The sequence below is a fragment of the Paenibacillus jilunlii genome (assembly GCF_900102965.1).
Taxonomy (GTDB): domain Bacteria; phylum Bacillota; class Bacilli; order Paenibacillales; family Paenibacillaceae; genus Paenibacillus_AQ; species Paenibacillus_AQ jilunlii.
Genome location: NZ_FNGM01000007.1, coordinates 225,744 through 249,125 on the forward strand (window position 1 = coordinate 225,744; position 23,382 = coordinate 249,125).

The 23,382-nt window shown below is 47.8% G+C and carries 23 protein-coding genes; 4 read left to right on the plus strand and 19 right to left on the minus strand.

The window, feature by feature from the left end:
• Nucleotides 1-66: 66 nt before the first annotated feature.
• From BLQ82_RS14550 to uxuA, 12 genes are all read right to left on the minus strand, one after another.
• Nucleotides 67-1,497, minus strand: a complete 1,431-nt coding sequence (locus tag BLQ82_RS14550) for a YfcC family protein (protein ID WP_062527436.1) — start codon at nt 1,495-1,497, stop codon at nt 67-69.
• A 2-nt stretch (nt 1,498-1,499) separates the two neighbouring features.
• Nucleotides 1,500-3,044, minus strand: coding sequence for an amidohydrolase (locus tag BLQ82_RS14555; protein ID WP_244280788.1), 1,545 nt, complete (start codon nt 3,042-3,044; stop codon nt 1,500-1,502).
• Between the two features lie 129 nt (nt 3,045-3,173).
• A complete protein-coding gene (locus BLQ82_RS14560) occupies nt 3,174-3,887 on the minus strand; it encodes a GntR family transcriptional regulator (RefSeq protein WP_062527433.1) in 714 nt (237 codons plus the stop codon).
• Nucleotides 3,888-3,983: 96 nt separating this feature from the next.
• Entirely contained in the window at nt 3,984-4,796 is an 813-nt protein-coding gene (locus tag BLQ82_RS14565; RefSeq protein WP_062527431.1) for a fructoselysine 6-kinase, read from the minus strand.
• Between the two features lie 15 nt (nt 4,797-4,811).
• Nucleotides 4,812-5,780 carry an SIS domain-containing protein gene (locus tag BLQ82_RS14570; RefSeq protein ID WP_062527428.1) on the minus strand — a complete coding sequence of 323 codons (969 nt, stop codon included), beginning with the start codon at nt 5,778-5,780 and terminating at the stop codon, nt 4,812-4,814.
• A 625-nt stretch (nt 5,781-6,405) separates the two neighbouring features.
• Nucleotides 6,406-7,773: a sensor histidine kinase gene (locus tag BLQ82_RS14575; protein WP_062527426.1), complete on the minus strand. Its 1,368-nt coding sequence runs from the start codon at nt 7,771-7,773 to the stop codon at nt 6,406-6,408.
• Nucleotides 7,770-8,444, minus strand: coding sequence for a response regulator transcription factor (locus BLQ82_RS14580; RefSeq protein WP_062527424.1), 675 nt, complete (start codon nt 8,442-8,444; stop codon nt 7,770-7,772). Before BLQ82_RS14580 ends, BLQ82_RS14575 begins: the two co-directional genes overlap by 4 nt.
• A gap of 489 nt (nt 8,445-8,933) precedes the next feature.
• Complete coding sequence (locus tag BLQ82_RS14585) at nt 8,934-9,326, minus strand: YhfM domain-containing protein (RefSeq protein ID WP_062527422.1); 393 nt, start codon at nt 9,324-9,326, stop codon at nt 8,934-8,936.
• A 57-nt stretch (nt 9,327-9,383) separates the two neighbouring features.
• Nucleotides 9,384-10,526, minus strand: a complete 1,143-nt coding sequence (locus BLQ82_RS31450; protein ID WP_074648251.1) for a matrixin family metalloprotease — start codon at nt 10,524-10,526, stop codon at nt 9,384-9,386.
• Nucleotides 10,527-10,929: 403 nt separating this feature from the next.
• Entirely contained in the window at nt 10,930-12,345 is a 1,416-nt protein-coding gene (gene uxaC / locus BLQ82_RS14595) for a glucuronate isomerase (protein ID WP_062527418.1), read from the minus strand.
• 16 nt (nt 12,346-12,361) lie between these two features.
• Entirely contained in the window at nt 12,362-13,972 is a 1,611-nt protein-coding gene (locus BLQ82_RS14600; protein WP_062527416.1) for a mannitol dehydrogenase family protein, read from the minus strand.
• Nucleotides 13,973-15,049: a mannonate dehydratase gene (uxuA, locus tag BLQ82_RS14605; RefSeq protein WP_062527414.1), complete on the minus strand. Its 1,077-nt coding sequence runs from the start codon at nt 15,047-15,049 to the stop codon at nt 13,973-13,975.
• A 221-nt stretch (nt 15,050-15,270) separates the two neighbouring features.
• On the opposite strand from uxuA, the gene BLQ82_RS14610 reads away from it, so the two are divergent.
• Nucleotides 15,271-15,924 carry a GntR family transcriptional regulator gene (locus tag BLQ82_RS14610; protein WP_062527412.1) on the plus strand — a complete coding sequence of 218 codons (654 nt, stop codon included), beginning with the start codon at nt 15,271-15,273 and terminating at the stop codon, nt 15,922-15,924.
• 304 nt (nt 15,925-16,228) lie between these two features.
• Nucleotides 16,229-16,537, plus strand: a complete 309-nt coding sequence (locus BLQ82_RS14615) for a hypothetical protein (RefSeq protein WP_062527410.1) — start codon at nt 16,229-16,231, stop codon at nt 16,535-16,537.
• On the opposite strand, the gene BLQ82_RS32000 is transcribed toward BLQ82_RS14615, so the two are convergent.
• Complete coding sequence (locus tag BLQ82_RS32000) at nt 16,524-16,697, minus strand: hypothetical protein (RefSeq protein WP_167330776.1); 174 nt, start codon at nt 16,695-16,697, stop codon at nt 16,524-16,526. The genes BLQ82_RS14615 and BLQ82_RS32000 overlap by 14 nt on opposite strands.
• A 12-nt stretch (nt 16,698-16,709) precedes the next feature.
• Entirely contained in the window at nt 16,710-17,075 is a 366-nt protein-coding gene (locus BLQ82_RS14620; protein WP_046505027.1) for a hypothetical protein, read from the minus strand.
• Nucleotides 17,076-17,234: 159 nt separating this feature from the next.
• Here BLQ82_RS14620 and BLQ82_RS14625 point away from each other — a divergent pair, with 159 nt between their 5' ends.
• Nucleotides 17,235-17,462: a hypothetical protein gene (locus BLQ82_RS14625; RefSeq protein ID WP_039833305.1), complete on the plus strand. Its 228-nt coding sequence runs from the start codon at nt 17,235-17,237 to the stop codon at nt 17,460-17,462.
• 171 nt (nt 17,463-17,633) lie between these two features.
• Here the strand turns inward: BLQ82_RS14625 and BLQ82_RS14630 are convergent, their stop codons facing one another.
• The 5 genes from BLQ82_RS14630 to BLQ82_RS14650 form a co-directional block, all read right to left on the minus strand.
• Nucleotides 17,634-18,047, minus strand: a complete 414-nt coding sequence (locus tag BLQ82_RS14630; protein ID WP_062527408.1) for a hypothetical protein — start codon at nt 18,045-18,047, stop codon at nt 17,634-17,636.
• 51 nt (nt 18,048-18,098) lie between these two features.
• On the minus strand, nt 18,099-18,929 hold the full coding sequence (locus BLQ82_RS14635) for a sugar phosphate isomerase/epimerase family protein (protein WP_062527406.1): 831 nt from the start codon (nt 18,927-18,929) through the stop codon (nt 18,099-18,101).
• A 68-nt stretch (nt 18,930-18,997) separates the two neighbouring features.
• A complete protein-coding gene (locus tag BLQ82_RS14640; RefSeq protein WP_039833302.1) occupies nt 18,998-20,317 on the minus strand; it encodes an anaerobic C4-dicarboxylate transporter family protein in 1,320 nt (439 codons plus the stop codon).
• 77 nt (nt 20,318-20,394) lie between these two features.
• On the minus strand, nt 20,395-21,261 hold the full coding sequence (locus BLQ82_RS14645; protein ID WP_062527404.1) for a fructoselysine 6-kinase: 867 nt from the start codon (nt 21,259-21,261) through the stop codon (nt 20,395-20,397).
• 39 nt (nt 21,262-21,300) lie between these two features.
• Entirely contained in the window at nt 21,301-22,275 is a 975-nt protein-coding gene (locus BLQ82_RS14650; RefSeq protein ID WP_062527402.1) for an SIS domain-containing protein, read from the minus strand.
• Between the two features lie 365 nt (nt 22,276-22,640).
• Here BLQ82_RS14650 and BLQ82_RS14655 point away from each other — a divergent pair, with 365 nt between their 5' ends.
• On the plus strand, nt 22,641-23,351 hold the full coding sequence (locus BLQ82_RS14655; RefSeq protein WP_062527400.1) for a GntR family transcriptional regulator: 711 nt from the start codon (nt 22,641-22,643) through the stop codon (nt 23,349-23,351).
• The last annotated feature ends 31 nt before the right edge of the window (nt 23,352-23,382 follow it).

The window sequence follows — 23,382 nt, forward strand, 5'->3', positions numbered from 1 at the left end:
CCAATAAACAAGGGGTGTTCCAAGCCATTTCATGGCTTTTGGAACACCCCTGTTTTACGTTATACACTACATCCCTACGGCTGAGGAAATTGCCGCAAAAATCGCCGCCACCAGCCAGAGGATCGGAAACAGCTTGAGGATCACCTTCAGCCATTGTCCAAAATTGATCCGGGCGATGGCCAGACCTGCCAGCAGCACCCCGCCTGTCGGAGAGATCAGATTCGTTAATCCATTTCCGAATTGGTATGCGGTTACTACCGCTTCGCGGTTAACTCCTACCAGATCGCCTAAAGGTGCAAGCACGGGCATCGTCAAGGCCGCTTCCCCGGATGAAGAAGGGACCAGGAACGTTATAATATTGTGAACGATCAGCATGATGGTGGTGAACAAATAATTCGGCAAGCCTTTAAGCATGTTTGCCAGCCCGTTTAGAATGGTATCGATAATCATCCCGTTCTCGGCAACGACAAGAATTCCCCGGGCCAAGCCGATGATTACCGCAGCGTAGATAAATTCTCCACAGCCTTTGACAAAATTCTCGGCGATTTCCTTCTGGCTCATCCGGGTCACAATGCCCGAAAAAATGCCAAGTACAAAGAAAAGCGCTCCGATCTCGGTCATATACCAGCCTTTGCTCAAAATTCCCCAAACAATAATCCCCAAGGTAACGATAAAGCCGCCAATAATCAATTTATCCCGGTTCGAGAATTTTACCTCTATCCCGTCATTCTCCTTGATGAAGTGCTGGCGGTTGATAATATCGTTCTGGAAGACTGCCGATTTCTCAGGGTTCATCTTGACCCGCCGCGCATACCACATCGTAAAACCAATCGAGATCCCGGTAAAAACAATCCATTCGATAAATCTCAGCCATAGCTGCGGATTTCCCTGCACTCCTGCTACACCTTGCGCAATCAGTACAGAGAACGGATTGACAGTTGATCCGACATAGCCGATCTGTGTTCCGAGATAAAGGATAAGAATCGCCGTCATGGAGTCAAAACCCAAGGCAAACATTAACGGGATAAAAATAGCATAAAGAGGTATGATTTCTTCACTCATCCCAAAGGTGGAGCCCCCCAGGCTGAAAATAAACATGGCGATCGGAATCAGCAATATTCCTTTCGTTTTGAGCCTGCCGGCTAAAGCCGTCAATGCCCGGTCAATCGCTCCAGTCTGCAGAATAATTCCAAAAGCTCCGCCTACAACCAGAACGAAAGCCACAACATCGGCAGCATTGATAATGCCCTCCATCGGCGCACTGGCAATTTGGGCAAAACCCTGTCTCAAATCCCCTTCTTCACTGGTTTTGGGTACGGTGTGGTAGGTTCCCGGGATAATGGCTGTCCGGGTAGAACCATCCACCACAACCTCCTGTCGGTCAAATTGCCCGCTTGGGACAATCCAGGTCAGACCGGCAATAACGATGATAATCATGAAAATCAATGTATAGCTATGAGGAAGGGACCATTTCCATTTACGTTTTGCCGTTTCCATTTCTACCCCTCGTTCCTGGCCGCATCATAGGTAATCTGACCGGCGGTAATCGTCAGGATCACATGTGCGTCTCTAATCACAGTTGCTGTTGTATCCAATAGATTACGGTCAAATACAGCAATATCCGCAGCTTTTCCAGCTTCCAAAGTTCCTGTGCGCTCTTCCATCCCGCAATGCCGGGCACCGTTGATAGTCCAAGCCTTTAAGACTTCTGCAGCAGGCATCCCCTGCTCCAAATGCCATCCTCCCGAAGGCGATCCATCAGGGAACAGCCGGAAAGAAGCCGCATACAGCGAATCAGGCACACTTGTAAGGAACAGCGGCAAATCCGTGCCAATCGTAACCGGAACATTGGCTTCCAGCATGGACTTGTAATTATAAAAGCGGCTTTCATTATCCTTACCGGCCACGGCCGCCATATAAGCCTCCTCATAGGAAGGATTCAAGAGCAGAATCTGTGCATATACCTCGGCAAATATCCCAATGTCGCCCATCCTCCGAATATCGTCGGGATGCGGATATTCCAAATCACTGATCGAATGCCTGATCCGCTGATCTCCCCGGCTGCGGTTGCAGCCTTCGATCATATCCACTGCCTTGCGGATCGCCGCATCCCCTTCAGCTGTAAGACAGCATTTAATCCCATGGCTGTCCGCTGCCTGCAAGGCTGCTTCAACCGCTGCGTAATCAACGGGCCGCAGGGTGGTAACACCCGGCATATCCGCATAAGGCTCCAGCATATCTCCCGTATGATCGGCTACTACACCGTCCAGCATCAGCTTATAGCCCTGAAAACGAAGAAATTCTCCTTGATAACGCTCTTTGTACTGCAATCCCGCGGGAATATCAATCGGGTGCAACACAGGTTCAAGCGCAAAATGAACCCGCAGCGGCAGCTCCCCTGCAGCTTCCAGCTCTTCAAGGACCGGAAGCAAACCGCTGTGCCGGTCAAAGCCGATATCTTTTATAGAAGTAACCCCCCGCTTGGCAAGCATCCGGGCGAAGTCCAGGAACTCCTGCCGGATTAATTCCCGGTCCAGCATCATGTCCTTCAGGAGACGGGCACGTGATTCCGCACTGCATTGGTCAGGGGCAAACTGATATTTACGCTGGGCGAATGAATTCATCCAACAATAGCTTTTGGTCCGGTTAATGGCGATTACAGCCCTATCGGGAAAAACTTCGTCTAATAAGCTTTGCCCGGGAAGCTGTCCCCAACCCTCTTCACTCCAGCCGAAAGCGTATACATTTTGCTCTGAAGGACTTTTTTCTGCTTCTTGTTTAAGCAGCTGGAGGGCCTCGTCAATCGTAGCCGCATTTGTCAGATCCACACCACGGTGCATAGACATGTAGCCGGTAAAAAAGACATGGTTATCATGCACACCGGGCATAATGAACGCATCCTTCAGATGATGAACAACTGTGGCAGGCCCAATCCAAGCTTCGGCTTCTGCCGGGCTGCCAACCGCGACGATGTGCTCACCTTGCAGGGCAACAAATGCCGGTGAAGCGCTATCCCCTATTCCTGTAAATACTGCATTAGACATTAGTACTCTATCTGCAAAACCATGTATTGCTGCTTCCATGATTTCAACGCCTTTCTGCCGAATATCAATACGACTTATAACGTTATATCAAAACTTCTGCTCCCTGCTTGCCGCAAGAAGCAGAATGAATTACAAAGTAAATTGATAACGGTCACCAACAATGTACTGCTTGCCCACATGAACAGGCTTACTATGCTGGTCATAAATAATTGTATTCATATAGAACAATGGCTGGCCAATCGGAATTTCCAGTAATTTCGCCTGCTGCTCATCAGCCAGGGTGATTTGCAATATACTCTCTCCCGGCTGGTTAGGATCAATCTGATAACGGTCCCGCAGCAGCTCATACACTGATCCTTCCAGACTTTCCTCCATTAAAAAGGAGAATCGCTCAAACGGATAATAGTTATTTTCCAGCATAAGCGGTCTATCACCGGCATATCTTTTGCGCTGAATATAGAGTACCGGCTCACCCTGCTGGATTTGCAGCCGCTCTGCAGTTTCCAGGTCGGCCTTAATCTTCTTCCTCTCGGTGATGGTGCTGTGCGAAGATAATCCATTAGCTCTGCAGGCAGCCGTAAAACTGATAATATGCTCAATTTTGCGGCCGATCTTGTGGGCATTGACAAAGGTCCCCTTGCCCTGGCGTTTCGTCAGATATCCTTCACTCACCAATTCCTCGATAGCTTTCCTTACCGTAATCCGGCTGACATTGTATGTCGCGCTAAGCTCAATTTCAGTAGGGATTTTATCTCCGGGATTAAAGGTTCCGTTCGCAATGGCGGATTGGACCGCTTTTTTCAATTGGATATATAGGGGCTCTACCTGTTCTGAATTTAACATCCTTTACCCTCACTTGTGATATAACGTTATATTACTCTATGGTTAGAGTAACAAACGATTCTCTTTTTCACAAGCAAAGATAGAACGTTGCCGTTGTCAGTAACGGGCGCCGAATCCAAAGGAACCTTCTACCATACAGCTCTTGGCCGCTAATCTGGAGCCTTCCTGCATGGCCGCTTGAATATTCCCGTCCTTGATCATGCTCATTAAAAAGGCTGTAATATAGGAATCGCCTGCTCCCATCGTATCCACGGCCTCAATAAGCTCCGGGGTTTGGTAATAAAAGGCTGCTCCATCATAGGCAATGGATCTGTCGCCGCCGCGGGTTGCAACCAATATCTGTCCGTCCCTTCTGCGTTTGGCCTCAATATAGTTCCGCGTCTCTTCGTCAGTCATATGGCTGCAGGAAAAGAAAGCAAAATCCGCATTCCCGATATACCGTTCTACTTGCTCATCCTCAAAGTCATCCGAGAAATCAAAGGAGAGGGGAATCCCCAGTTCATTCAGCTCCGCAAGCAGATGTCCAGTGTGGCTGTAAAGCCCTGTATGAATAATGTCGAATCCCCGGATATATTCTCGGTCGGCTTCGCTCAGCGTAATTGGATTCAGTCTGGTGACTCCGCCTTCGTTGCTGCCCAGAAATATCCGCTCCCCATTCTCCAGGGTAACACGTGCACATCCGTTCTCGCCGCTGTGGTGTCTGCAATGTGAGATATCGATCTCTAGCTGCTGCAGCGTATTTTCCACAAGCCGTGCTTCGTCATCATCGCCGAAAACACCGAGGAAAGCCGCGTCTGCACCTTCTCCTTTGGCGAAAACACTGAAGTTAAGCGCATTGCCGCCGGGATACATCATACGCTGATGAACATACTTGTCTACCACATTATCGCCAATCCCTAAGACTTTCATGGTTGTTCCTCCCGATTAGTAGGCTACTTTCCCCATATAACGGCGGGTTTCCAGCGGATGATTTCTTACTTCGGCAAGAGCCTCGCGATAGACACAAATGATACTGTAGAATAATACCGGATTGAAGAATTCAACGACTTCATCGGCAATCGTACCAATTCCAAGCTCCTTGGCATCAATCACTTCGACTTTCTCCGCATACTGATCCAGGAATGTCCGGGCACGTTCATCCAGCTCACGGGTACGGCCTTCATTCATCATCAGGATGAATGGTGTTTCTTTATCCGTCACTTCAAAAGGACCATGGAAGTACTCGCCGGAGTGAATTGCCGCCGCATTCAGCCATTGCATTTCCATCAGCGAGCAGATTGCAAAGCCATAAGCATGTCCGTACGAAGCTCCGCTTGTCAAGATATAGTAAAGCTCCTCATTGCGGTACTTGTCGGCAAAAACACGGGCACGCGGAGCGACCTGCTTCTTACCATGGTTGATAATGCCGTTGATGGTTTCCAGGCCTTTTTGAAAAGCTTCAACATGCGCATACCCTTCAACCACATGCAGCAATTGAACGGCAAGATCCAGTATGATAGCCATCGGATTGTTTTTGACATTGCTGTCATCTCCCCATTCATACAGGAAGGAATAATCGGAGTAATTCAGCAGCGCGGCTTCCTTGTTGTGGGTCAGGCCAATGGTGTGGGCCCCATGCTCTTTGGCTGCTTGCGCCGCAGCTACCGATTCCGGCGTATTTCCGCCATGGGAACAAACGATGACTACCGATTGTGCGCCGAGACGTTTAGGCAAGGCATGAACGAATTCATTCGCCGTATAAAGTCCTGCTACCAGCTTCTTCGCTTCACTATCAAGAAAATACTTGGAAGGATACATATCGACGAGCGAACCCCCGCAAGCTACAAAATATACCTCTGAAATTCCTTCGGCCACTTGTTCACGGATACTCTGTACAACCTGATTTACGTTCATTTGATTCTCTCCTTTGACATAACGTTATATAACGTATTGTTTACGAGATAAATATAACCGCTTTCAAAAAAGCTGTCAAGACTTTATTCATAAATTTAAAACGAAGCCAGAGTAAATCCGCCTGGCGGTATACTTAGTTGGCATCAGGAATGTGCCGGTTTCCTCTGCAAACACATTACAGAGCCTATCTGCTAGTGATCCGGACTGAAGATCCGTTATTGCGGTGGTTCAAGCTGTTCTCCAGGTAGTTACCTCATTCTTCCTCTGAAACTTCAGTCCTACATTCTTTTGTTTTTTAATTAAAAAACGGCCGCACTGTCCTCACTGGATAGCGCAGCCGTATAGGACAACATGTCCATTTTCTAGTTCAACCAGTCAGACCAAGTGGAAAAATGGAGCTTAAATCCTCCCCCTCCCATGCTCCGCAGGCATTAGGTGGAAAAAGGATAACTAATCTGACCGCTTCGCATGCTTACAGGCGATTCCGGCTATATTAAGTCTACTTTTTCCCACTATTTCCTCTAAAATAAGGTTTTTCGTCATTTTAGGTGTACTAATTCCACTTCACTGTGCTGCTCAGATTCGGTCAGACGCTCCATAACAGGCAGACCTACCCAAATGATGCCTAATAATCCGGCTTATCCGCAGGCGTTGCGGTTGGCAAAATAACAATGACGGTTGTTCCCCGGCCGGGCTCACTCTCTACCCGGATTTCTCCCTGATGAAGCGAGATGATCTGTTTCACAATGGCAAGTCCCATACCGCTGCCGCTGTATTTGCGGCTGTGCGAGCGGTCCGCCTTAAAAAACCGTTCAAAGATACGCTTTTGGTCCTCAAGAGAAATTCCTATGCCTGTGTCGGAAATCCTGACGGTCACGTGTTTGATCTCTTGTCTGATGCTGACGTTAATCACGCCGCCATCCCTGGAAAATTTGATGCTGTTGCCGATAAGGTTCGTCCATACCTGATTTAATTGATCCTGATCCGCCATTAGCCGGACGGGCTCCAAATCGAGCTCGAAACGGATGTTCCGGTCTGACCATTGCGGCTGGACCGCGACGATGACCCGTCTAATCTGTTCATCAAGGCTGAACGTGCTGAGCCGCAGCTGCAGTGACTGCGATTCAAGCAAGCTTAGCTTAAGCAGGCCATCGCTCATCTTGGACATCCGCTCAGCCTCAGCGATGATAATATCGAGATAACGGCTTCGCTCCTGTTCTGCAAGGTTTACTTGCTTGAGCGCTTTAGCATATCCGGATATTGAGGTAAGCGGCGACTGGACTTCGTGAGACACATTCGATACAAAGTCCCTGCGCATCTGCTCAAGCTCCTGCAGGTCATGCATCATGTCTTCAAAGCTGCGGGCCAGAGTGCCCAGCTCGCCCTTTTGCTTAATATTCAGCTTGACGCTGAAATCTCCGGTGGCGATCTGTCTGGTCGCTTTTGTCAGCTTTTTGATCGGTCTGACCAGGAACACGGCAGCAACCAGAATAATTAGACTGCCTGCGATCAAAGAGAAGACCGCAAAGTTCAAAAGCCACTTGATGAAAAAAGTAGCGGAAGGGGGAGCAACCGAGTTCACAAACAGCGCCTTTTTTCCCGTTCCCGTTTTCAATGGCAGCCCTAAGACGCTCCTTTCCACACCAGTGACTTGAACAACTTCTCCATCCAGTACCGCCTTAATTTGATCCATAGAGACTGTGGAAATATTTCCGTTAAGCGAACCGTAAGACTGGAACTGCCCCGTTTCATCATAAACCCGAATAGAATAATTGAGCTGTTTCATTCCACTTAGGTAAGTGTCTACTTCCCGTAATGGAAATGACTCGTACATCCGGACGATATCCTGGCCAAAATAAAGGATGTTGGTTTTTAAGTTTGCGTTAAACTGATCATAATACACCCAAATTGCCACCAAGAGAGCAATGATCGTGCCCCCGATTACGGAGCCCAGATAGGTCAGGACGACACGTGTGTATAAGGATCTGATCATTCGTGAGCCTCAAGCCGGTAGCCAAGCCCGCGCACCGTTTCGATCCGAAAATCAGGTGTATCCGCGAACCGTTCGCGCAGCCGTTTAATATGCACATCTACCGTACGGTCATCACCCGCGTAATCGATTCCCCATATCTGATCGATCAACTGCCCGCGCGTATAGACTTGTCCGGGTGTTCCAGCCAGCTTATACAGCAATTCGAACTCCTTCAGCGGCAATGTTAGCGACTCCGTTCCCCTCATCACCTTATAGGTCTGCCGGTCAAGGATGACATTGCCGAATTGAATTTTCTGTGCGGAGCCAATCCGGTATCGTTTCAGTAAGGCCCGGACACGCACCGTCAATTCGAGCGGATCGAAAGGCTTCGTCAAATAATCATCCGTCCCAAGCTCGAAGCCTTTCACCTTCTCCCAGGTTTCGCCTCTCGCCGTCAGCATAAGCAGCGGAAGATCAGGATTAATCCGTCTGAGCTCCTTGCATAACGCCCAGCCATCCATAACCGGCATCATGATATCCAGTACGACAAGATCGACTTGGGCCGAGCTATATACCGTCAGCGCTTCCTTGCCGTCCGCAGCTTCAGCTGTCTGGAATCCGTCATTACGTAGAAATAAACTTACGAGCTCACGAATGTTCGCATCATCGTCAGCAACCAATATAGTAGGCATTCGTTCCCTCTTTTCTTGTTGTCCATCCTAATCATTATACAAAAAAATAAACTATAATGTTCCCTTCGCCTCACTTCATCATTTGTCTTCTGCTTAGGTTTAATGGATAGGATTATGCGATGATCCTGCTCAGCTTTCTGCAGTATGTAAGCGGAAATTAGCAATTTTCGGGGGTAGTGTCACGATTCGATCTGGTGACCTTTCGGACGAATATGGAGCTGAATAGTAAGAAAAACCACCAATTTGTCTAAGAAGATCACAAAAAAGTAATCCCTTAGAACGTTAGCAAACTGATATATATTTCCATTAAGGAAGCGTCGTCCGGTACATAGCGGGGATCAATTACAGGGTGAGCTTTCCTCATACTTCTGGTGTTTCAGCAGACCAAACACTGTGACCTAGCGTCTGCTGGTATATGCTCGTTCGAGCTATACTAATCAAGACTCTTTCTAGTTCCAGATGCCGCGATTTACCTTTAACCTCATTTATTTACCTATTCTCTCTCTTCTCACTTAACAGATCAGCTAGCTCTTCCGAATTCTGATCTTTTAAATCCAGCATCGTTTCGCTATTGCTATTTTTGATCAAAAATCCATTTTTATTCTTAAAATCCATATAAAGACTGAATTCAACAACCTCAGAATCAGCGTAAGTAACAGTCATTCGATAGGTTGGTGGGCCTACATCAACAGCCCCGCGTACTTTCTTTACACTTTTTATAGCATCTTCGAATATTTGAATGCTTTCAGTGTCAGTGTAAGTAATTTGCGTTGTTTCAGATGCCAGGCTAACGCTAACAATCTCTTGCTTTGGTCTGACAAGTACAAATATTACAACCAACAAAATTATCAATGAAATTGAAAGGACGCTAATCCTTTTCATAAACTACCTCCTTATTGAAGAAAGATGGAGACTGATCATTCAGTCTCCAAAATAATTTTATAACTCATTTGAGTATGTGTTGGCAATCTCATTAAGTAAATTATCCCTAACATTATTATCTCGTGTTATAAAAGTTTCTGGTTTATTAGTAATTGCAGAATTCACCTCATCCAGTGTAAAGGTTCCTTCGTTTCGATTTACTATTTGATACTGGCCTTGTGGATCCTTCTTTAAAAATAAGATATATTCTTGTCCTTTTTGGGTTTCTTTATATCCATCATTTATCATCTTTATTTTTCGCGCACCAAATTCGACTATACTATTTGATTCAATAACTTCTAAATTTTCTCCTATGTTTGACGAATCTCCTGCTAATACTTTTTTAATACTAAGATTATTTAACGTGTAATAATCTTGTAAATCGCCTGTATCGTAAAAAGTTGCTATATGTTTTCTATTTTCAAAATCATCTGTTGGTGATGCAATAACTATGACGTCTGAATAATTTGACAATTCCGATAAAGTGGCATAGCTTTCATATTGCGTTTCAACGTTAATCTCATTTTGATTAGAAGTATCTGTGTTTAAGGAAAGAGCCATTAATGCAGGTCCTCCATAAAGGGATCTTAACTCACTGATATCGTAGCTTGAAGGAGTGTTGATGTCTCTATTAAGAGATGGATTATTACCTTCTGTCATTAGCGATGTACTAACTTGAGTGCTTGAAGTTGTGTGTGCTAACCCAAGTGAGTGTCCCACTTCATGGGCAGTAGTATGTCTAATTCTTGTTGACGTAAAATTAACACCGTTATTGTGATTCCTTAATTGATTGTCATATACCGAAACAACAGAGCGGCTCCAAGAAAACCAATCTGGATCTACAGATATACCTAGATCATTATACCAAAGATTCCGTCCATATAAACCTAATTCCGTTGTAGTTCCAACATAATACCTGTCTACCTGACCAGAATTATTTAGTGTCTTGGAAATCGAGACATTTGCATTTCTTCCGTTCCAAGTGGATACAGCGTGATCAAAATGACTTGTATAACCATATGATGATATAGATGAATCATACCAGGCTTGAATATGACCATTGTCATTGCCACCTCGTGGGCTATGAGTGTCAGCACTAACAATAGAAGAGAATAATAACGATGTACTTAAAACAAAAAAAGCTGAAGTTCTTTTCTTCATCTTTACCTCCATATTGTGGGAAAATTTAACTGCAAAACTAATATAGCACATATAATAGGTAGAATTGAAGTTTTATACTCAAAAAAACAATAAATGGGTTAATATAACTATAAAACGTTACCCGTGGGATTATATCCATGAACCAGCATATTCAATGTTCAACGGTACATCTTTGTTACAAACGTACGACTTTATTTCAACCATACAGGCCGTATCCACAAATTAAAACGGTGCCCCGGAAGCAGGCTCCTGAGTCCGAACCAGCAGGAGAACAACAAAAAAGCCCTCAAATCCGCTTGGTCAGCGGTCTTGAAGGCTCTTGCTTCTACTAATTCATATAAATTCACCTTATCTACACGATCTGCAACGACTTCACCTGAAACCGCCGCAAGATCCGTTCAACTCATCCCCGGGATAGAGGAAACCCAAAATACCGCTCGGCGTTATGATAGCAAATGTCCTGGACGATGCTTCCCAGGAAAGCCAGATCCCTTGGCGCATCGCCGCTGGCGACCCAGCCTCCGATCAGATTGCAGAGAATCCGCCGGAAATACTCATGCCGGGTGTAGGACAGGAAGGATCTCGAATCCGTGAGCATCCCCACAAAGCAGCTGAGCAGACCCAGATTGGACAAAGACGTTAACTGCTTGATCATCCCGTCCTTCTGGTCGTTGTACCACCAGCCGGAGCCGAACTGGATTTTGCCCTTGATGCCGCCCCCCTGAAAAGAACCCGCCATCGCGGCCAGCACATCATTCTGCACCGCATTCAGATTATACAGGATCGTTCTCGGAAGCTCTCCGGTCCGCTCCAGCCCGTCGAGCAGCTTGTACAAGCTGTCCGCATAGCTGTTATCCCCGATGGTATCAAAGCCGGTATCGGGACCCAGCTCACGGAACATGCGCGAATTCGGATTGCGGATCGCACCGATATGAAGCTGCATCGCCCAGCCGCGGGCGGCATATTTACGGCCCATGGCCAGGAACAACGCCGTCGCGAACTGGTCGGCTTCCAGACGGCTCAACACCCCACCGCTTAAGCGTTTGCTGAAGATGGCTTCCAGCACAGAAGGCGCTGCCTCTGCGTAAGGAAGATGCGAGAAGCCGTGGTCGGAGACCTTACAGCCATGCTTGTCGAAATATTCAATCCGCTCCAGGAGGGCGCGTTCCAGCAGCGCATAGGACGTGATGGCATAGCCGGCAGCCTGCTCCAGACTGCGGACATAATCCGGAAAAGCTTCCGCTTCAATCTGCAGCGCCTTATCCGGTCTGAACGTCGGGGTAACCCCGGTTTGGAACCCCGGTTGTCCGGCAATTTGACCATGGTAGCGCAAATCGTCGGCCGGATCATCCGTGGTGCAGATCCATCTCACGTTGGAACGGGTAATCAGCCCCTGGGCCGTGAAGCCGTCCTGGGCAATCAGCGTATTGCAGTGGTCATAAATCCGCCGCCAATTCTGCGGGCTGAGCTGCTCCTCTACGCCAAAATAGGCTTTCAGCTCCAGTGCGGACCAATGGTACAGCGGGTTGCCGACCGTATAGGGCAGCACCTCGCTCCATTTGGCGAACTTTTCTTCGTCCGAAGCATTGCCGGTTATATATTTCTCTTCAACACCGAACGTTCTCAGCGCCCGCCATTTATAGTGGTCTCCGCCCAGCCAAACCTCGGTGATGCTGCCAAAGCGCTTGTTCTCGGCAATCGCCCCCGGGTCAAGGTGGCAATGATAATCGATAATGGGCAAAGCTTCGGCATACTCATGGTAGAGCACCCGCGCTTCTTCCGACTGCAGCAGAAAATCCTCGTGAATAAAAGCCTTCATCGCTATACTCCCTTCCCTACTTCAGATACTTCTCCAAGGTTCTCCGCACGGCTCCCGGTCCTGCCAGCATTTCCAGGAACATGCCCTCAATCTTGCTTCCAAGGCCAATCTCATACAGCGGGACACCAAAAAGCTGCTCATCTTCAAGAATCGGGCGCACACTGGCGTTCCGGCCGCCGAGGGCAACCCCTTGCAAATGTCCCTGCAGCGTTTCCAGCAGCGGGTCAGGACTCAGCGTGAAGGCTTCTCCTTCATCATTCACGCCAAGCAGATAGCGGCACCAGACCGCAATGGCCAGCGGGATCGCCGTCAGCTGCGCCGGATCAAGATCTTCCCGGCGGATATATGCTTTAATGGTTTCTCCGAACCGGATGCCCACCTTCTGCGAGGTGTCGGTGGCGATCCGCTGCGGCGTATCCGGAATGAACGGATTGGCGAAACGCTCCGTCAGCACTTCATCCAGGAACTGCTTTGGACTGAGAATGCCAGGGTCCACTACAACAGGCAGACCTTCCTTATAACCGATCATCTCAACGAATCTCCGCAGAGTATCGTCCTTCATTTCATCCGCTATCAGAGTATAGCCGAGCAGGCAGCCGGATACGGCAAGCGCCGTATGCAGCGGGTTGAGGCATGTCGTGACCTTCATCGTCTCCACATTGTTGACCGTATCCCGGTCGGTGAAAATAATGCCCGCTTCCTCAAGCAGAGGCCGGCCGTTCGTGAACTTGTCTTCGATGACCAGGTATTCGCTGATTTCCGCGTTAACGAAGGGAGCGGTATAGGTGTTTTTGGAGGTAATGATTACATCCATACCGCCAATCCCCTGCTCCAGCAGCGCGGCTTGGACGGTCTCTGAAGGGCGCGGTGTGATTTTGTCGATCATCGACAGCGGGAAGGCAATCAGCTGCTCATTCTCCAGATAGGCGACGAAACCTTCTTCAACGAGACCTCTGGCCGTCCATTCCTTGGCAATCGTTACGACACCCTTCTTCAGCTTGTCGCCGTTATGGGAACAGTTATCCATGCTGACGAAGGTCATCGGGAAGGCCCCTTTTAAATACCGCTTGTATGCAAGAGAAGCCACGATGCTCATGGCATGAACCGGCTGCTCCGGTCCGCCTTCGATATCCTTTTCCACAATGCCCAGGTATTTACCGTTAGGCCCCGTCAACGAGTATCCCTTCTCCGTAATAGTGAAGCTCGCCATTTGCAGACTGGGGTTCTCGAACACTTCCGTCAGGCGGCGGTCATCTGCTTCACGGCTCTTATCTGCAGTAATTCCCTCAACGATGCTGTTTACGATTCTTTTCTGAAAATCGCCGCGTGCATTCATCAACACCAGCAGGGTCAGGTTGTCATACGGCTTGTATACCTTGTCGATCATCTCGAAATCAAAAGTTTCCGCCGCGATGATACCTGTATCGGCTTTGCCGCTATCCAGCAGCTTCTGGTGGGCATTGGCTACGAATCCCCGGAAAATATTGCCCGCCCCGAAATGAATCCATTCCGGCTTTTGCTGCGTATTCTTCGCCACCTGCTCATAATCGAACTGCGGCAGCTCTACTCCCGCAGCGGTCCAGGCCGCTTGTTCCCGTTGGATACTGCTTCTGGTCAAGCGCAGCATTTATTTCGCCCCCTTGACATTGTCCAGGCTGTCCCAGACGCCAAGCAAATACATGATGCCGAGCGCTCTGTCATAGAGCCCGTAGCCCGGACGGCAGTTTTTCTCTTCGCCCCAAAGGTGGCGTCCATGGTCGGGCCGCACATAACCGGTATACCCGTTCTCATGATACGCCTTCACAACCTCCGCCACATCGACACTGCCGTCGCGTCCGCGGTGCGAGACCTCGATGAAATCCCCGTTCTCAAACACCTTCACATTGCGGATATGGGCAAAATAAATACGGTCATGGAACTCGCGGATCATTGCCGGCAGATCGTTCTCCGGATTGGAGCCCAGTGACCCCGTGCAGAAAGTCAGGCCATTGTACGGGCTGTCTACGGCGTCAAGCATACGGCGGATCGTATCGCGGCTGCGGATAATGCGCGGCAGGCCAAAGATCGGCCAGGCCGGATCGTCAGGATGAATGGCCATCCTAATGTCCACTTCCTCGCAGACCGGAATGATGCGCTCCAGGAAATATTTAAGGTTCTCGAACAGTTTTTCTTCAGTCACACCGGCATAGGCTGCGAACAGCTCATCCAGCTTCGCGAGGCGCTCCGGCTCCCAGCCCGGCATAGTGAACTGTCCCGCTCCCTTCAAGATCCGGTCCACCATTTCACGCGGATTATCGGTAATGGCAGCCTTTTCATAAAAGAGGGCATTAGAACCGTCCGGCAGTTCTTTGTACAGCTCGGTACGCGTCCAGTCGAACACCGGCATGAAATTGTAGCAGATCACCTTCACGCCAACCTTCGCCAGTTTGCGGATGGTGTCGATATAAATATCGATATATTGATCACGGGTCGGCAGGCCGATTTTGATATCATCATGAACGTTGACGCTCTCCACCACTGCTGTGCTGAAGCCCTTGCTGGTGATTTGATCCGCCACTTCCTGGATCCGTTCCATTTCCCACACTTCACCGGCTACCTTCTCATGCAAAGACCAGACAATACCCATAACCCCCGGAATCTGCCGGATATGGTCAAGCGTAATATTGTCATTGCCTTCACCATACCATCTCCACGTCATGTTCATTGATAAACCCTCCTATGATTGTCATCCTCATAACCAATCTTGTATACAAGATTTTCTTGATCATAGAATAAGAATCCCCCGATGTCAACACATTAAAATAAAGAGTTTTTATGAGCATGGACACTAGCACAGCCTCTTTATTATGATAAATATTTTTATTACCGCCAAACATCATGTATACTAGTCATATCCGTCAATACCTATGGAAAGCAGGAAGAGAAATGTCGATCAAAGCTGAAATTATGAATACACTGAAGCACGAAATCCTTACGCTGGCCTTGAAGCCAGGCACCATTCTGAGCGAAACCGCCCTGTCTGAACGCTTTCAGATTTCGCGGACGCCGCTGCGTGATGTGCTGAAACAGCTGGCTCTGGAATCCTATACCGATATCTATCCGAAAAAAGGGAATATCGTTTCCTATATTGATCTTGAATCCGTTGAACAAATCACCTATCTGCGGAGCACACTGGAGAAGGAGATTCTTAAGGATCTGTCTTCACAGTTACTGCTGACCGGCGTGCATGAGCTTAAGGAAATTCTGGAAAGGCAAAAGGAAGTCATCGGAAAGGGGAACGACATCGATTCCTTTCTTAATCTGGATGACGCGTTCCACAGGGCATTGTACCGGCTTGCGGGGCGCGAATTTCTGTGGAATCTGATTCAGCAGTCCAATGTGCACTACCTCCGGTACCGCAGGCTGCATATGCTGAAGACCGAAAAACTGGAGGGAATCTGGAAAGAGCATCAATCCCTGCTGGAGCTGATGGTGCATAAGGACACAGAGCAAATCGGGCCCCTGATCTATCATCATCTGCGGGAAGATATTCATTCCCTTGACTTTCAGGAGAACTTCTCGGAGTATCTGAAGAAATAGGCCTTTGCTCTTTAAAATAATGCACTGCCAAGCGCATAGAAAAAAGCTTTCTGCTTGAGAAAGCTTTGAAATAGTGCGTGATAAAACGCATTGTAATATACTGCAAAATTATGGTAAATTTAGGTTGAATAAGGTTTCACATTTGTAACCAATAAGCTACTAATTAGCTGTAACAAATCTCTCGTAAAAATAGTAAAGTATATGCTGATAAGGAAATTATACCCTTAATATGCGACGTATATCGGTATAATGTACAAGTCAATATTTTACAGTTAAATACTTATGCTAGGAGGGATTTCAACTTATGATTATCTATGAAGACGAGCTGGCTCCCCATACTTTCCCTTTATTGCAACAGCTGCTTCCTGTCCATGTACAGCGGCATATCGTAGATGTTCTTGAATCGAATTCAACCTCTCATTTTTACTGTAAAGTTGAGCATCATGCACCCAATGTAAATGTTTTTCTGATTGAACATAATCCCGGAGAGTCATATACAACATGCCATTGCTATGCCTATGACCAGATCGGAGAAGATTATCTGTACAACAACATGGCTGTAGAACATGTCCAAGCCGTTGCTGAGTTTATTTCACGGCTTAATCTCCTTTAGCAGCTTCTATTTCTTTCTTGATGCGTTCGTATTCTTCTTCAATCGCTTTGGAGAGCAGTTCGGTTGCCGTCATATTCAGCTTTTTGGCGGCTTCAGCCAATTCTTTTTTTATGTAGGCCGGTACATCATAATGAAACTTCACCTTATTCCCGTACGCCAATGCAAGTTCCTCCTATCCCATGACTTCTTGATATTTCTTTTCAATAATCCGGATCAGCAGCTGGGTGGCCGACACATCTTGTAAAGCTGCCGCTTCGATCAACTTCTCCTTAATCTCGGGCTGAAATTCATAAGGCAACTTCAATTTAGGTTCAACCATCCGGCCATCTAGTGTTTTTTCAGCATCTATGGCAAGCTCCAGCAAAGTTTGAAACGAAGATTCACTAGTGGCCTCTCTTCCGTACTTTGGCAACACACGCACCAGATATTGCTTTAGGGCTTTTTGATTCTCTTCCGTTATTTCGATACTCAAACCTTCCCCCACAAGCTTAAGCTCACAATCAACGCTGTAGCCGAACAAGTTAATCGAGTATTTCATATTCAGCCTCCTTTGGTTATCTTTTGCTATTATATAGCGATTCGTTACGTTGCACAATATTTATTCCATGTTTTGGTGAAAAGTGTATTTTATATATAGCGTAACGCAACGTTATATAATATAATATAGGCATAAACCTATTGAAAGGATGAGCAAATTATGGATCTGCAATCACTTGTACAGTTAGTCGGCAACGTTGGATTTCCAATTGCTTTGTCCATCATTCTTCTCCAAACGATTCTGGTTACATTCAACCGGCAAGTGGAAGGGCTAGAGAAGCGGTTATCCCAGCTTGAGAAAACAATGAATATGCTGGTCAAGACATTCCATCAGTCTGCCTTACGTGTTCCACCACAAGGACAAAATAAGGAGGAGAGCAAACACTGACTATAATTATTAATCCTTCATGTCAACATTGAAAAAATCACCCCTTCTTAAGACGCGCTTGCCGCTGGATAACCAAAAAAACAGGACCGCGGATCGAAAGTCTTTCCTTTCAACCCGCAGTCCTGTATACATTACTCATGCAAAATGAAGATAGGCCTCCCCTTGAATACTTTACAGCTTCAAGATTTTACGCGCTCTTTCCTTAACACCGGCCAGCTCGGATTCAGACATTTCGCAATAGCTGCTGTTTTCTTCCGTGGTATTGGCATGCTGTACATACGCAAGCTTGGTGTCTTTTTGGACAATGGTATAGAACCAGGTGTTCTTCGGAACATTGTAGACTTTGCCGATTTCCATCTCGATCAGATCAATATCGAACTGGTCCTTCTTCCGGTCCGCCACCAGGAGTATGGCTTTTCCGTTGATCAGAATGAACTGTTCGTCGGTCTCCAGGTGGACCTCCAGACGGTGGATTCCGTCGATGTCGTTATCCGGTTTCCAGTTCTTGATGCACACGAGCCATTCGTCGTTTTTATATACACATTGGATGCCTATGCCGTCATAAGCATATATGTCAGCTTTCATCTCAAATCCCTCTTTCTCAGCTACTGCAGCTGATATATTTAACTTGTTCGTTCATCCCAGGTGCTTGCCGAACCAGGCCAGCGAATCGCGCATCGCTTTCTCCGGGTCCAGCACATATCTCCGGTCCAGCAGCTCAAGGCCTAAATATCCCTTATACCCGCTGTCATTCAGCGCCTGCAGTGCTTCTTCCAGCGGCAGCCCGCCTTCGCCGGGTACCAGATGTCCTCCGGGGTTGCCGTCTACAAAGTGCACGTACCCCAGGTTACCGCCCAGTTCTCTGATAAAGTCGTGAATCGTATCTTTTCCTGTAACCGCCATGACATCCGTATCCGCCAGCCCCTTCAGGTTCGGGCTCCCAACCTCTTTAATCATTCGGGAGATATGCTCGGCGCTGTTAAATACATGGGTCGAATATGAGGTAAACGCTTCCACAGGTAAGATTATGCCTTCTTTTTCTGCGGTTTTGCAGATCTCGCCAAGCGATTCCCTGCACCATTTCCACATTTCCGACTCATCTTCATCCAGATAGGCGAGTCCTGTAGTCACCAGCATCTGGTCACACTCCAGAAGAGCGGCCACTTCAATATGCCGGCAGAAAAATTCCACGCTTTTCTTGCGGTACACCGGGTCCGGATGACTGATACTGATCGGGTAGACACTCTGTTCCGGGGTAAGGCAAATGACTTTGAGTCCCCGGTCTTTTATTTTCCGCTTCAGGTGCTGAACATCCTGCGGGGTGTAATAATCCAGGTGGAAATGAGGACCCGACGCCCACAGTTCAATATTTTCGAATCCGAGCCGGGCGGCCGAATCCAGAAAATAATCCAGTGAATAGCGTTTGTAATGAAAGTTAGCAGCGGCAACTTGATTAAGCTGTATCATAATAATCTTCTTCCTCCCTTGTTATCCTTCATATAATCCATACTTCTACACCTGAATTCGTGATACACCTAGATAAGAGCGTTTCCAATTAAAGTGGCGGTGACTACAGATACTACTATGTTAATCATCCCTGGCAGCATGAAGCTGTGATTCAGCACGAACCTGCCGATTCTGGTGGTTCCCGCCGTATCAAAGGAGATGGCTGCAAGGCACTGGGCGGATACTGGCAAAAAGAAGTTGGCGTTAACGGCCATCCACGCGCCAACGATGATGTACGCCGGCAGATCAAGGCCAATGGCAATCGGGATCATAATTAATGTCGTAGCGCCTTGACTGGTCGTTAAAGCGGCAACGATAAACATGATTACAGCAAGCATCCACGGCTGGCTGTTAACAACCGCAGCCACATGCTCTTGGATAAACTCCGTTTGTCCGCCGATAAAGGTGTTGCTCATCCAGGCCAATCCGAAAGCGCAAACCATGGCCAGCGCCCCGGCCCGGAAGATGGTGCCGTTAAGAATCGTTTCAATCGCCGGACGGCAGATGATAATAATCAGCGAAGCACAGACCAGCATAATAATTTCGATGGTATGCGCCATCGTTAACACAGTCGTTACGCCGTCTACAGTCCAGGAAGGGCGCAGATCGGGGAACAGCCCCAGAATGACAATGGACAGAACCGCGAGCAGGAACAGCACTACTGAAGCTTTTGCACCCTTCGGCGTCGCCTTTTTCTCCGGTTGCTCTTCCGGTGCGCTCTCAACCAAACCTTCAGCAAGTCTGCGCAGATACTCCGGATCTTCCGCCAGCTCCTTCCCTTTGCGCAGTGTAAGCAGAGCACTTACAATGACTCCCAGCAGGGTAGCTGGAATGGCGATGGACAAAATCGTACCGAGACCCACACCAAGCGGAGCCATCAGTCCAAGCATGGCAGCGGTCGCCGCCGACACCGGCGAACAGGTGATAGCCTGCTGGGATGCAATGATGCTGTTCGATATCGGCCGCTCCGGACGGATTCCGCTGTCAATAGCCAGCTTATTGATAATGGGCAGCAGACTGTATACAACATGCCCTGTTCCCGACAGGAAAGTGAACAGCCAGCAAATAACGGGAGCGACAATGGTGATATTCTTCGGTGATTTGTGCAGCAGTTTTTCCGCGACGTGAACAAGAAAGTTCAACCCGCTCGAAGATTGGAGTGCCGAGGCAGCCAGCACAACCCCCAGAATAATGAGCATAACATCGACGGGAGGGGATGCAGGCTGAACATGAAAGATAAATACGAAGATCGCAACACCGACACCGCCGAGCAAGCCCATAAATACGTCGCCGACCCGGGCGCCAAAGAAAATGAGCAAAAAGATGATTAAGAGTTCTAACCAAAACATAAAAATGTCCCCTTTTTGTTTGTACTGAACACGCTTACAAATTAAGGTAAAAGGAGGGGAGCCTCCCCCATTGGCTGTTATACCAATGGGGTGCCGAAGCCGAATGCACCGTTGACCCGGCATATTTCCGCTGCAAACTCCGCTCCCTTGCTCATGCTGCTCTTGATCTTGCCAAGCATTTCGCTCTCCTGGCCAAATTCGATCCTGCCGTCCGAATTCCGGATCAGCTCCACGAGAAAAGCAGTGATATAAGAATCTCCCGCTCCCATCGTATCCACCGCTTCGGTCGAAACTGCCGGATGGTAGATCCACTGATCGCCGAAAAGGGCATACGACCCGTTCTCCCCTACTGTTCCGACCACAATTTTAGATCCGAACCGCTGCGCCTTCCGCATTTCCCTCTCCCGTTCTTCTGCAGTCAAATGGCTGCATGATAGAAAGGAAATGTCCACATTCGGGCATACCTGCTCCAGATATCCGTCATTCCAGCGGACCGAAAAGTCATACGAAATAGGGACACCACTCTCCCGGAGTACGGTCAGGTCCTGTTCTATATAGCTGTTCAAGCTAGTGTGGATCACAGCAAATTGTTTGATGTAATCCAGATCGCTTTTGGTGAATTGCCATGCATGTTCCTTGGCGATTCCGCCCTTGTTCGATCCCAGGAATACGCGGTCGCCGTCTTCCAGGGTGACACGCGCATAGCCGTTCTCCCCTTCATACTCGCGGCAGCAGCTGCGGTCAATCTTCAGCTCGTCAATCACCTGGCGGATATACCCGGCGACTTCATCGCTGCCGAATTTGCCCAGATACGCAGACTCCATGCCGCACATGGTAGCGTATACACTGAAGTTCAAGGCATTTCCACCAGGGTACATAATGCCCTGGTGGACGTACTTATCCACTACATTGTCGCCAATTCCGATTACCTTATACTGTTTCATAAGAATATCCCCTCTGAAGACTGCTGAAATAAGCAGAGATTAATATTCAACCTTCCACATGTATCTGCGGGTGGTAAGCGGATGTTCTCTTTCCACAGCCAAAGCCTGATTGTAAACAGGATACACGTTGTTAAACAAGGAGTGATTGAAGTAGTCGACGACCGAGCTGTCGATAGTAGACAATCCGAGATCCTTTGCGTCCAGCACTTCCACCCGCTTGGCGTACCGGTTAAGGAAGCTCAGTGCTCTCTCGTCAAGCGCCCGGGTGCTGCCTTCCGATACCTGAATGACGAACGGAATTTCGGCGTCCGTAATTTCAAATGGTCCATGGAAGTATTCTCCGGAATGGATGCTCGCAGAGTTGATCCACTGCATTTCCATAAAGATACAGATGCTTTCCATATAAGCCGCGCCATAGCCCGCTCCGCTGGCCATTGTATAGATAACGGAGTCGTCTTTGTGTTTCCGGGCAAATGTCAGGGCGCGGTTCGCCACATGCTTGCAGGCCTGCTTCACAATCCGGTCAATTCTCGATACACCGTCCATGAATTTATCGTAGTTCTCGTATCCTTCCGTCTGTTTCAGAATTTCCACCGCCGTCATCAGCGCTTGGACCGTCTTCTCTCCGGCGATATCTTTATTTTCTCCAAAGGAATACTTCACCACGTAATCCGCATATTCCGTGATAGGAGAATCTTCAATCCAGGTAAGCGCAATAACCGGTACCCCTGCTTTTTTGCCCAGTTCTGCGGCTTTTACTGTTTCCGGCGTATTGCCTTTATGGGAAGCTACAACCAGCACTGAATTTTCCCCGAATGCCTTAGGCGTGTTGTGTACGAACTCATTGCTGTTGTACAGGCCTACTTTAATATCTTTAGCTTCTTTCTCAAGAAACGTCTTGGCTGGGTAGAATGCTCCGTAAGAACCTCCGCAAGCTGCATAGTAGACCTGCTTGATGCCGCCAGCCTCTTTTTTATCCGCTGTAATTTGCTCGATGATTTGTTTGATATCCATTCTGTTTCTCCCCTTGTATGATACATTTATTGGCTTTACATTCCACGCCGGCTTTTGTATGGGAATGTCATGAACAAATAATAACACAAAGCAATACATGGCGCAAGAGAGGGCTTTCATTTTTTATGAAATTTCTAATTCAAGCCTATTTCGGAACAGTTACGACAATATTTGGAATGAAAAGAGATGTAAACTGTTAACAAATTGTATATATTGTTATACTATAGAGATATGTGAGTAGTACATTGCAATACATTTCGCAAGGCGGATGTCATATGATTCTGATGCCATGCCGGTAAAACCTTGCCCATTTCCAGCCATAGTGCAAATTTTATAACCGATTTTCGAACCTGGAGGTATAACGAATGCTAGACCATTCCGAATCATCGCCGCTGTACAAGCAGCTGCAAGAGAAAATATTAGATTCCATCCGTGACGGTACACTGAAGCCGGGGGATAAACTTCCTACAGAGCTGGAATTAAGCGAAACGAATCAGGTAAGCCGCGTAACGGTCCGGGCCGCCCTGGATACACTCACCTCGGAAGGCTACCTGGTGCGGATTCCGGGTAAAGGCACATTCATTACAAAAGACAAAATTCAAAAAAATGTTGCCGAGACGATCGGATTCAGCGATACATGCAGGCTGCAGAATAAGACGCCCGGCGCCAAAGTCATCAAATGCCTGATTGAAGAAGCCACCGCAGCGGATCAGGAGCATCTGGGCCTGAGCCCCGGAGACAAAGTGATTAACATTGAACGTATCCGGTATGCCGACAACGTCCCCATCTCGGTGGAGTATTCGCGTTTCCCCTCTTCCTATTCTTTTTTGCTTAAGGAGGATTTGAACGATAAGTCGCTGTATGAAATTTTAAGAAGCAATTACAAAGTTTCCTTCGGGCATTCAAGAAAATATATTGTCATGGAGTATGCCTCCTTTGATGTGGCCACTTATTTGAATATAGAGGAAGGTTATCCGCTGCTCAGCATCCGAAGCACGGTGTCCAGTCCGGACGGACAAAAAATCCACCGCTCCAAGCAGCTCATATTAGGGGATAAATTCGAGTTGATTGTGTAATCCCGCATAACAGAGAAGGGCTGTCTCCACC

Coding starts and splice junctions, on each gene's coding strand:
- BLQ82_RS14550 (WP_062527436.1), bottom strand. CDS start 1,497: ATGGAAACGGCAAAACGTAAATGGAAATGGTCCCTTCCTCATAGCTAT.
- BLQ82_RS14555 (WP_244280788.1), bottom strand. CDS start 3,044: ATGTCTAATGCAGTATTTACAGGAATAGGGGATAGCGCTTCACCGGCA.
- BLQ82_RS14560 (WP_062527433.1), bottom strand. CDS start 3,887: ATGTTAAATTCAGAACAGGTAGAGCCCCTATATATCCAATTGAAAAAA.
- BLQ82_RS14565 (WP_062527431.1), bottom strand. CDS start 4,796: ATGAAAGTCTTAGGGATTGGCGATAATGTGGTAGACAAGTATGTTCAT.
- BLQ82_RS14570 (WP_062527428.1), bottom strand. CDS start 5,780: ATGAACGTAAATCAGGTTGTACAGAGTATCCGTGAACAAGTGGCCGAA.
- BLQ82_RS14575 (WP_062527426.1), bottom strand. CDS start 7,773: ATGATCAGATCCTTATACACACGTGTCGTCCTGACCTATCTGGGCTCC.
- BLQ82_RS14580 (WP_062527424.1), bottom strand. CDS start 8,444: ATGCCTACTATATTGGTTGCTGACGATGATGCGAACATTCGTGAGCTC.
- BLQ82_RS14585 (WP_062527422.1), bottom strand. CDS start 9,326: ATGAAAAGGATTAGCGTCCTTTCAATTTCATTGATAATTTTGTTGGTT.
- BLQ82_RS31450 (WP_074648251.1), bottom strand. CDS start 10,526: ATGAAGAAAAGAACTTCAGCTTTTTTTGTTTTAAGTACATCGTTATTA.
- uxaC (WP_062527418.1), bottom strand. CDS start 12,345: ATGAAGGCTTTTATTCACGAGGATTTTCTGCTGCAGTCGGAAGAAGCG.
- BLQ82_RS14600 (WP_062527416.1), bottom strand. CDS start 13,972: ATGCTGCGCTTGACCAGAAGCAGTATCCAACGGGAACAAGCGGCCTGG.
- uxuA (WP_062527414.1), bottom strand. CDS start 15,049: ATGAACATGACGTGGAGATGGTATGGTGAAGGCAATGACAATATTACG.
- BLQ82_RS14610 (WP_062527412.1), top strand. CDS start 15,271: ATGTCGATCAAAGCTGAAATTATGAATACACTGAAGCACGAAATCCTT.
- BLQ82_RS14615 (WP_062527410.1), top strand. CDS start 16,229: ATGATTATCTATGAAGACGAGCTGGCTCCCCATACTTTCCCTTTATTG.
- BLQ82_RS14620 (WP_046505027.1), bottom strand. CDS start 17,075: ATGAAATACTCGATTAACTTGTTCGGCTACAGCGTTGATTGTGAGCTT.
- BLQ82_RS14625 (WP_039833305.1), top strand. CDS start 17,235: ATGGATCTGCAATCACTTGTACAGTTAGTCGGCAACGTTGGATTTCCA.
- BLQ82_RS14630 (WP_062527408.1), bottom strand. CDS start 18,047: ATGAAAGCTGACATATATGCTTATGACGGCATAGGCATCCAATGTGTA.
- BLQ82_RS14635 (WP_062527406.1), bottom strand. CDS start 18,929: ATGATACAGCTTAATCAAGTTGCCGCTGCTAACTTTCATTACAAACGC.
- BLQ82_RS14640 (WP_039833302.1), bottom strand. CDS start 20,317: ATGTTTTGGTTAGAACTCTTAATCATCTTTTTGCTCATTTTCTTTGGC.
- BLQ82_RS14645 (WP_062527404.1), bottom strand. CDS start 21,261: ATGAAACAGTATAAGGTAATCGGAATTGGCGACAATGTAGTGGATAAG.
- BLQ82_RS14650 (WP_062527402.1), bottom strand. CDS start 22,275: ATGGATATCAAACAAATCATCGAGCAAATTACAGCGGATAAAAAAGAG.
- BLQ82_RS14655 (WP_062527400.1), top strand. CDS start 22,641: ATGCTAGACCATTCCGAATCATCGCCGCTGTACAAGCAGCTGCAAGAG.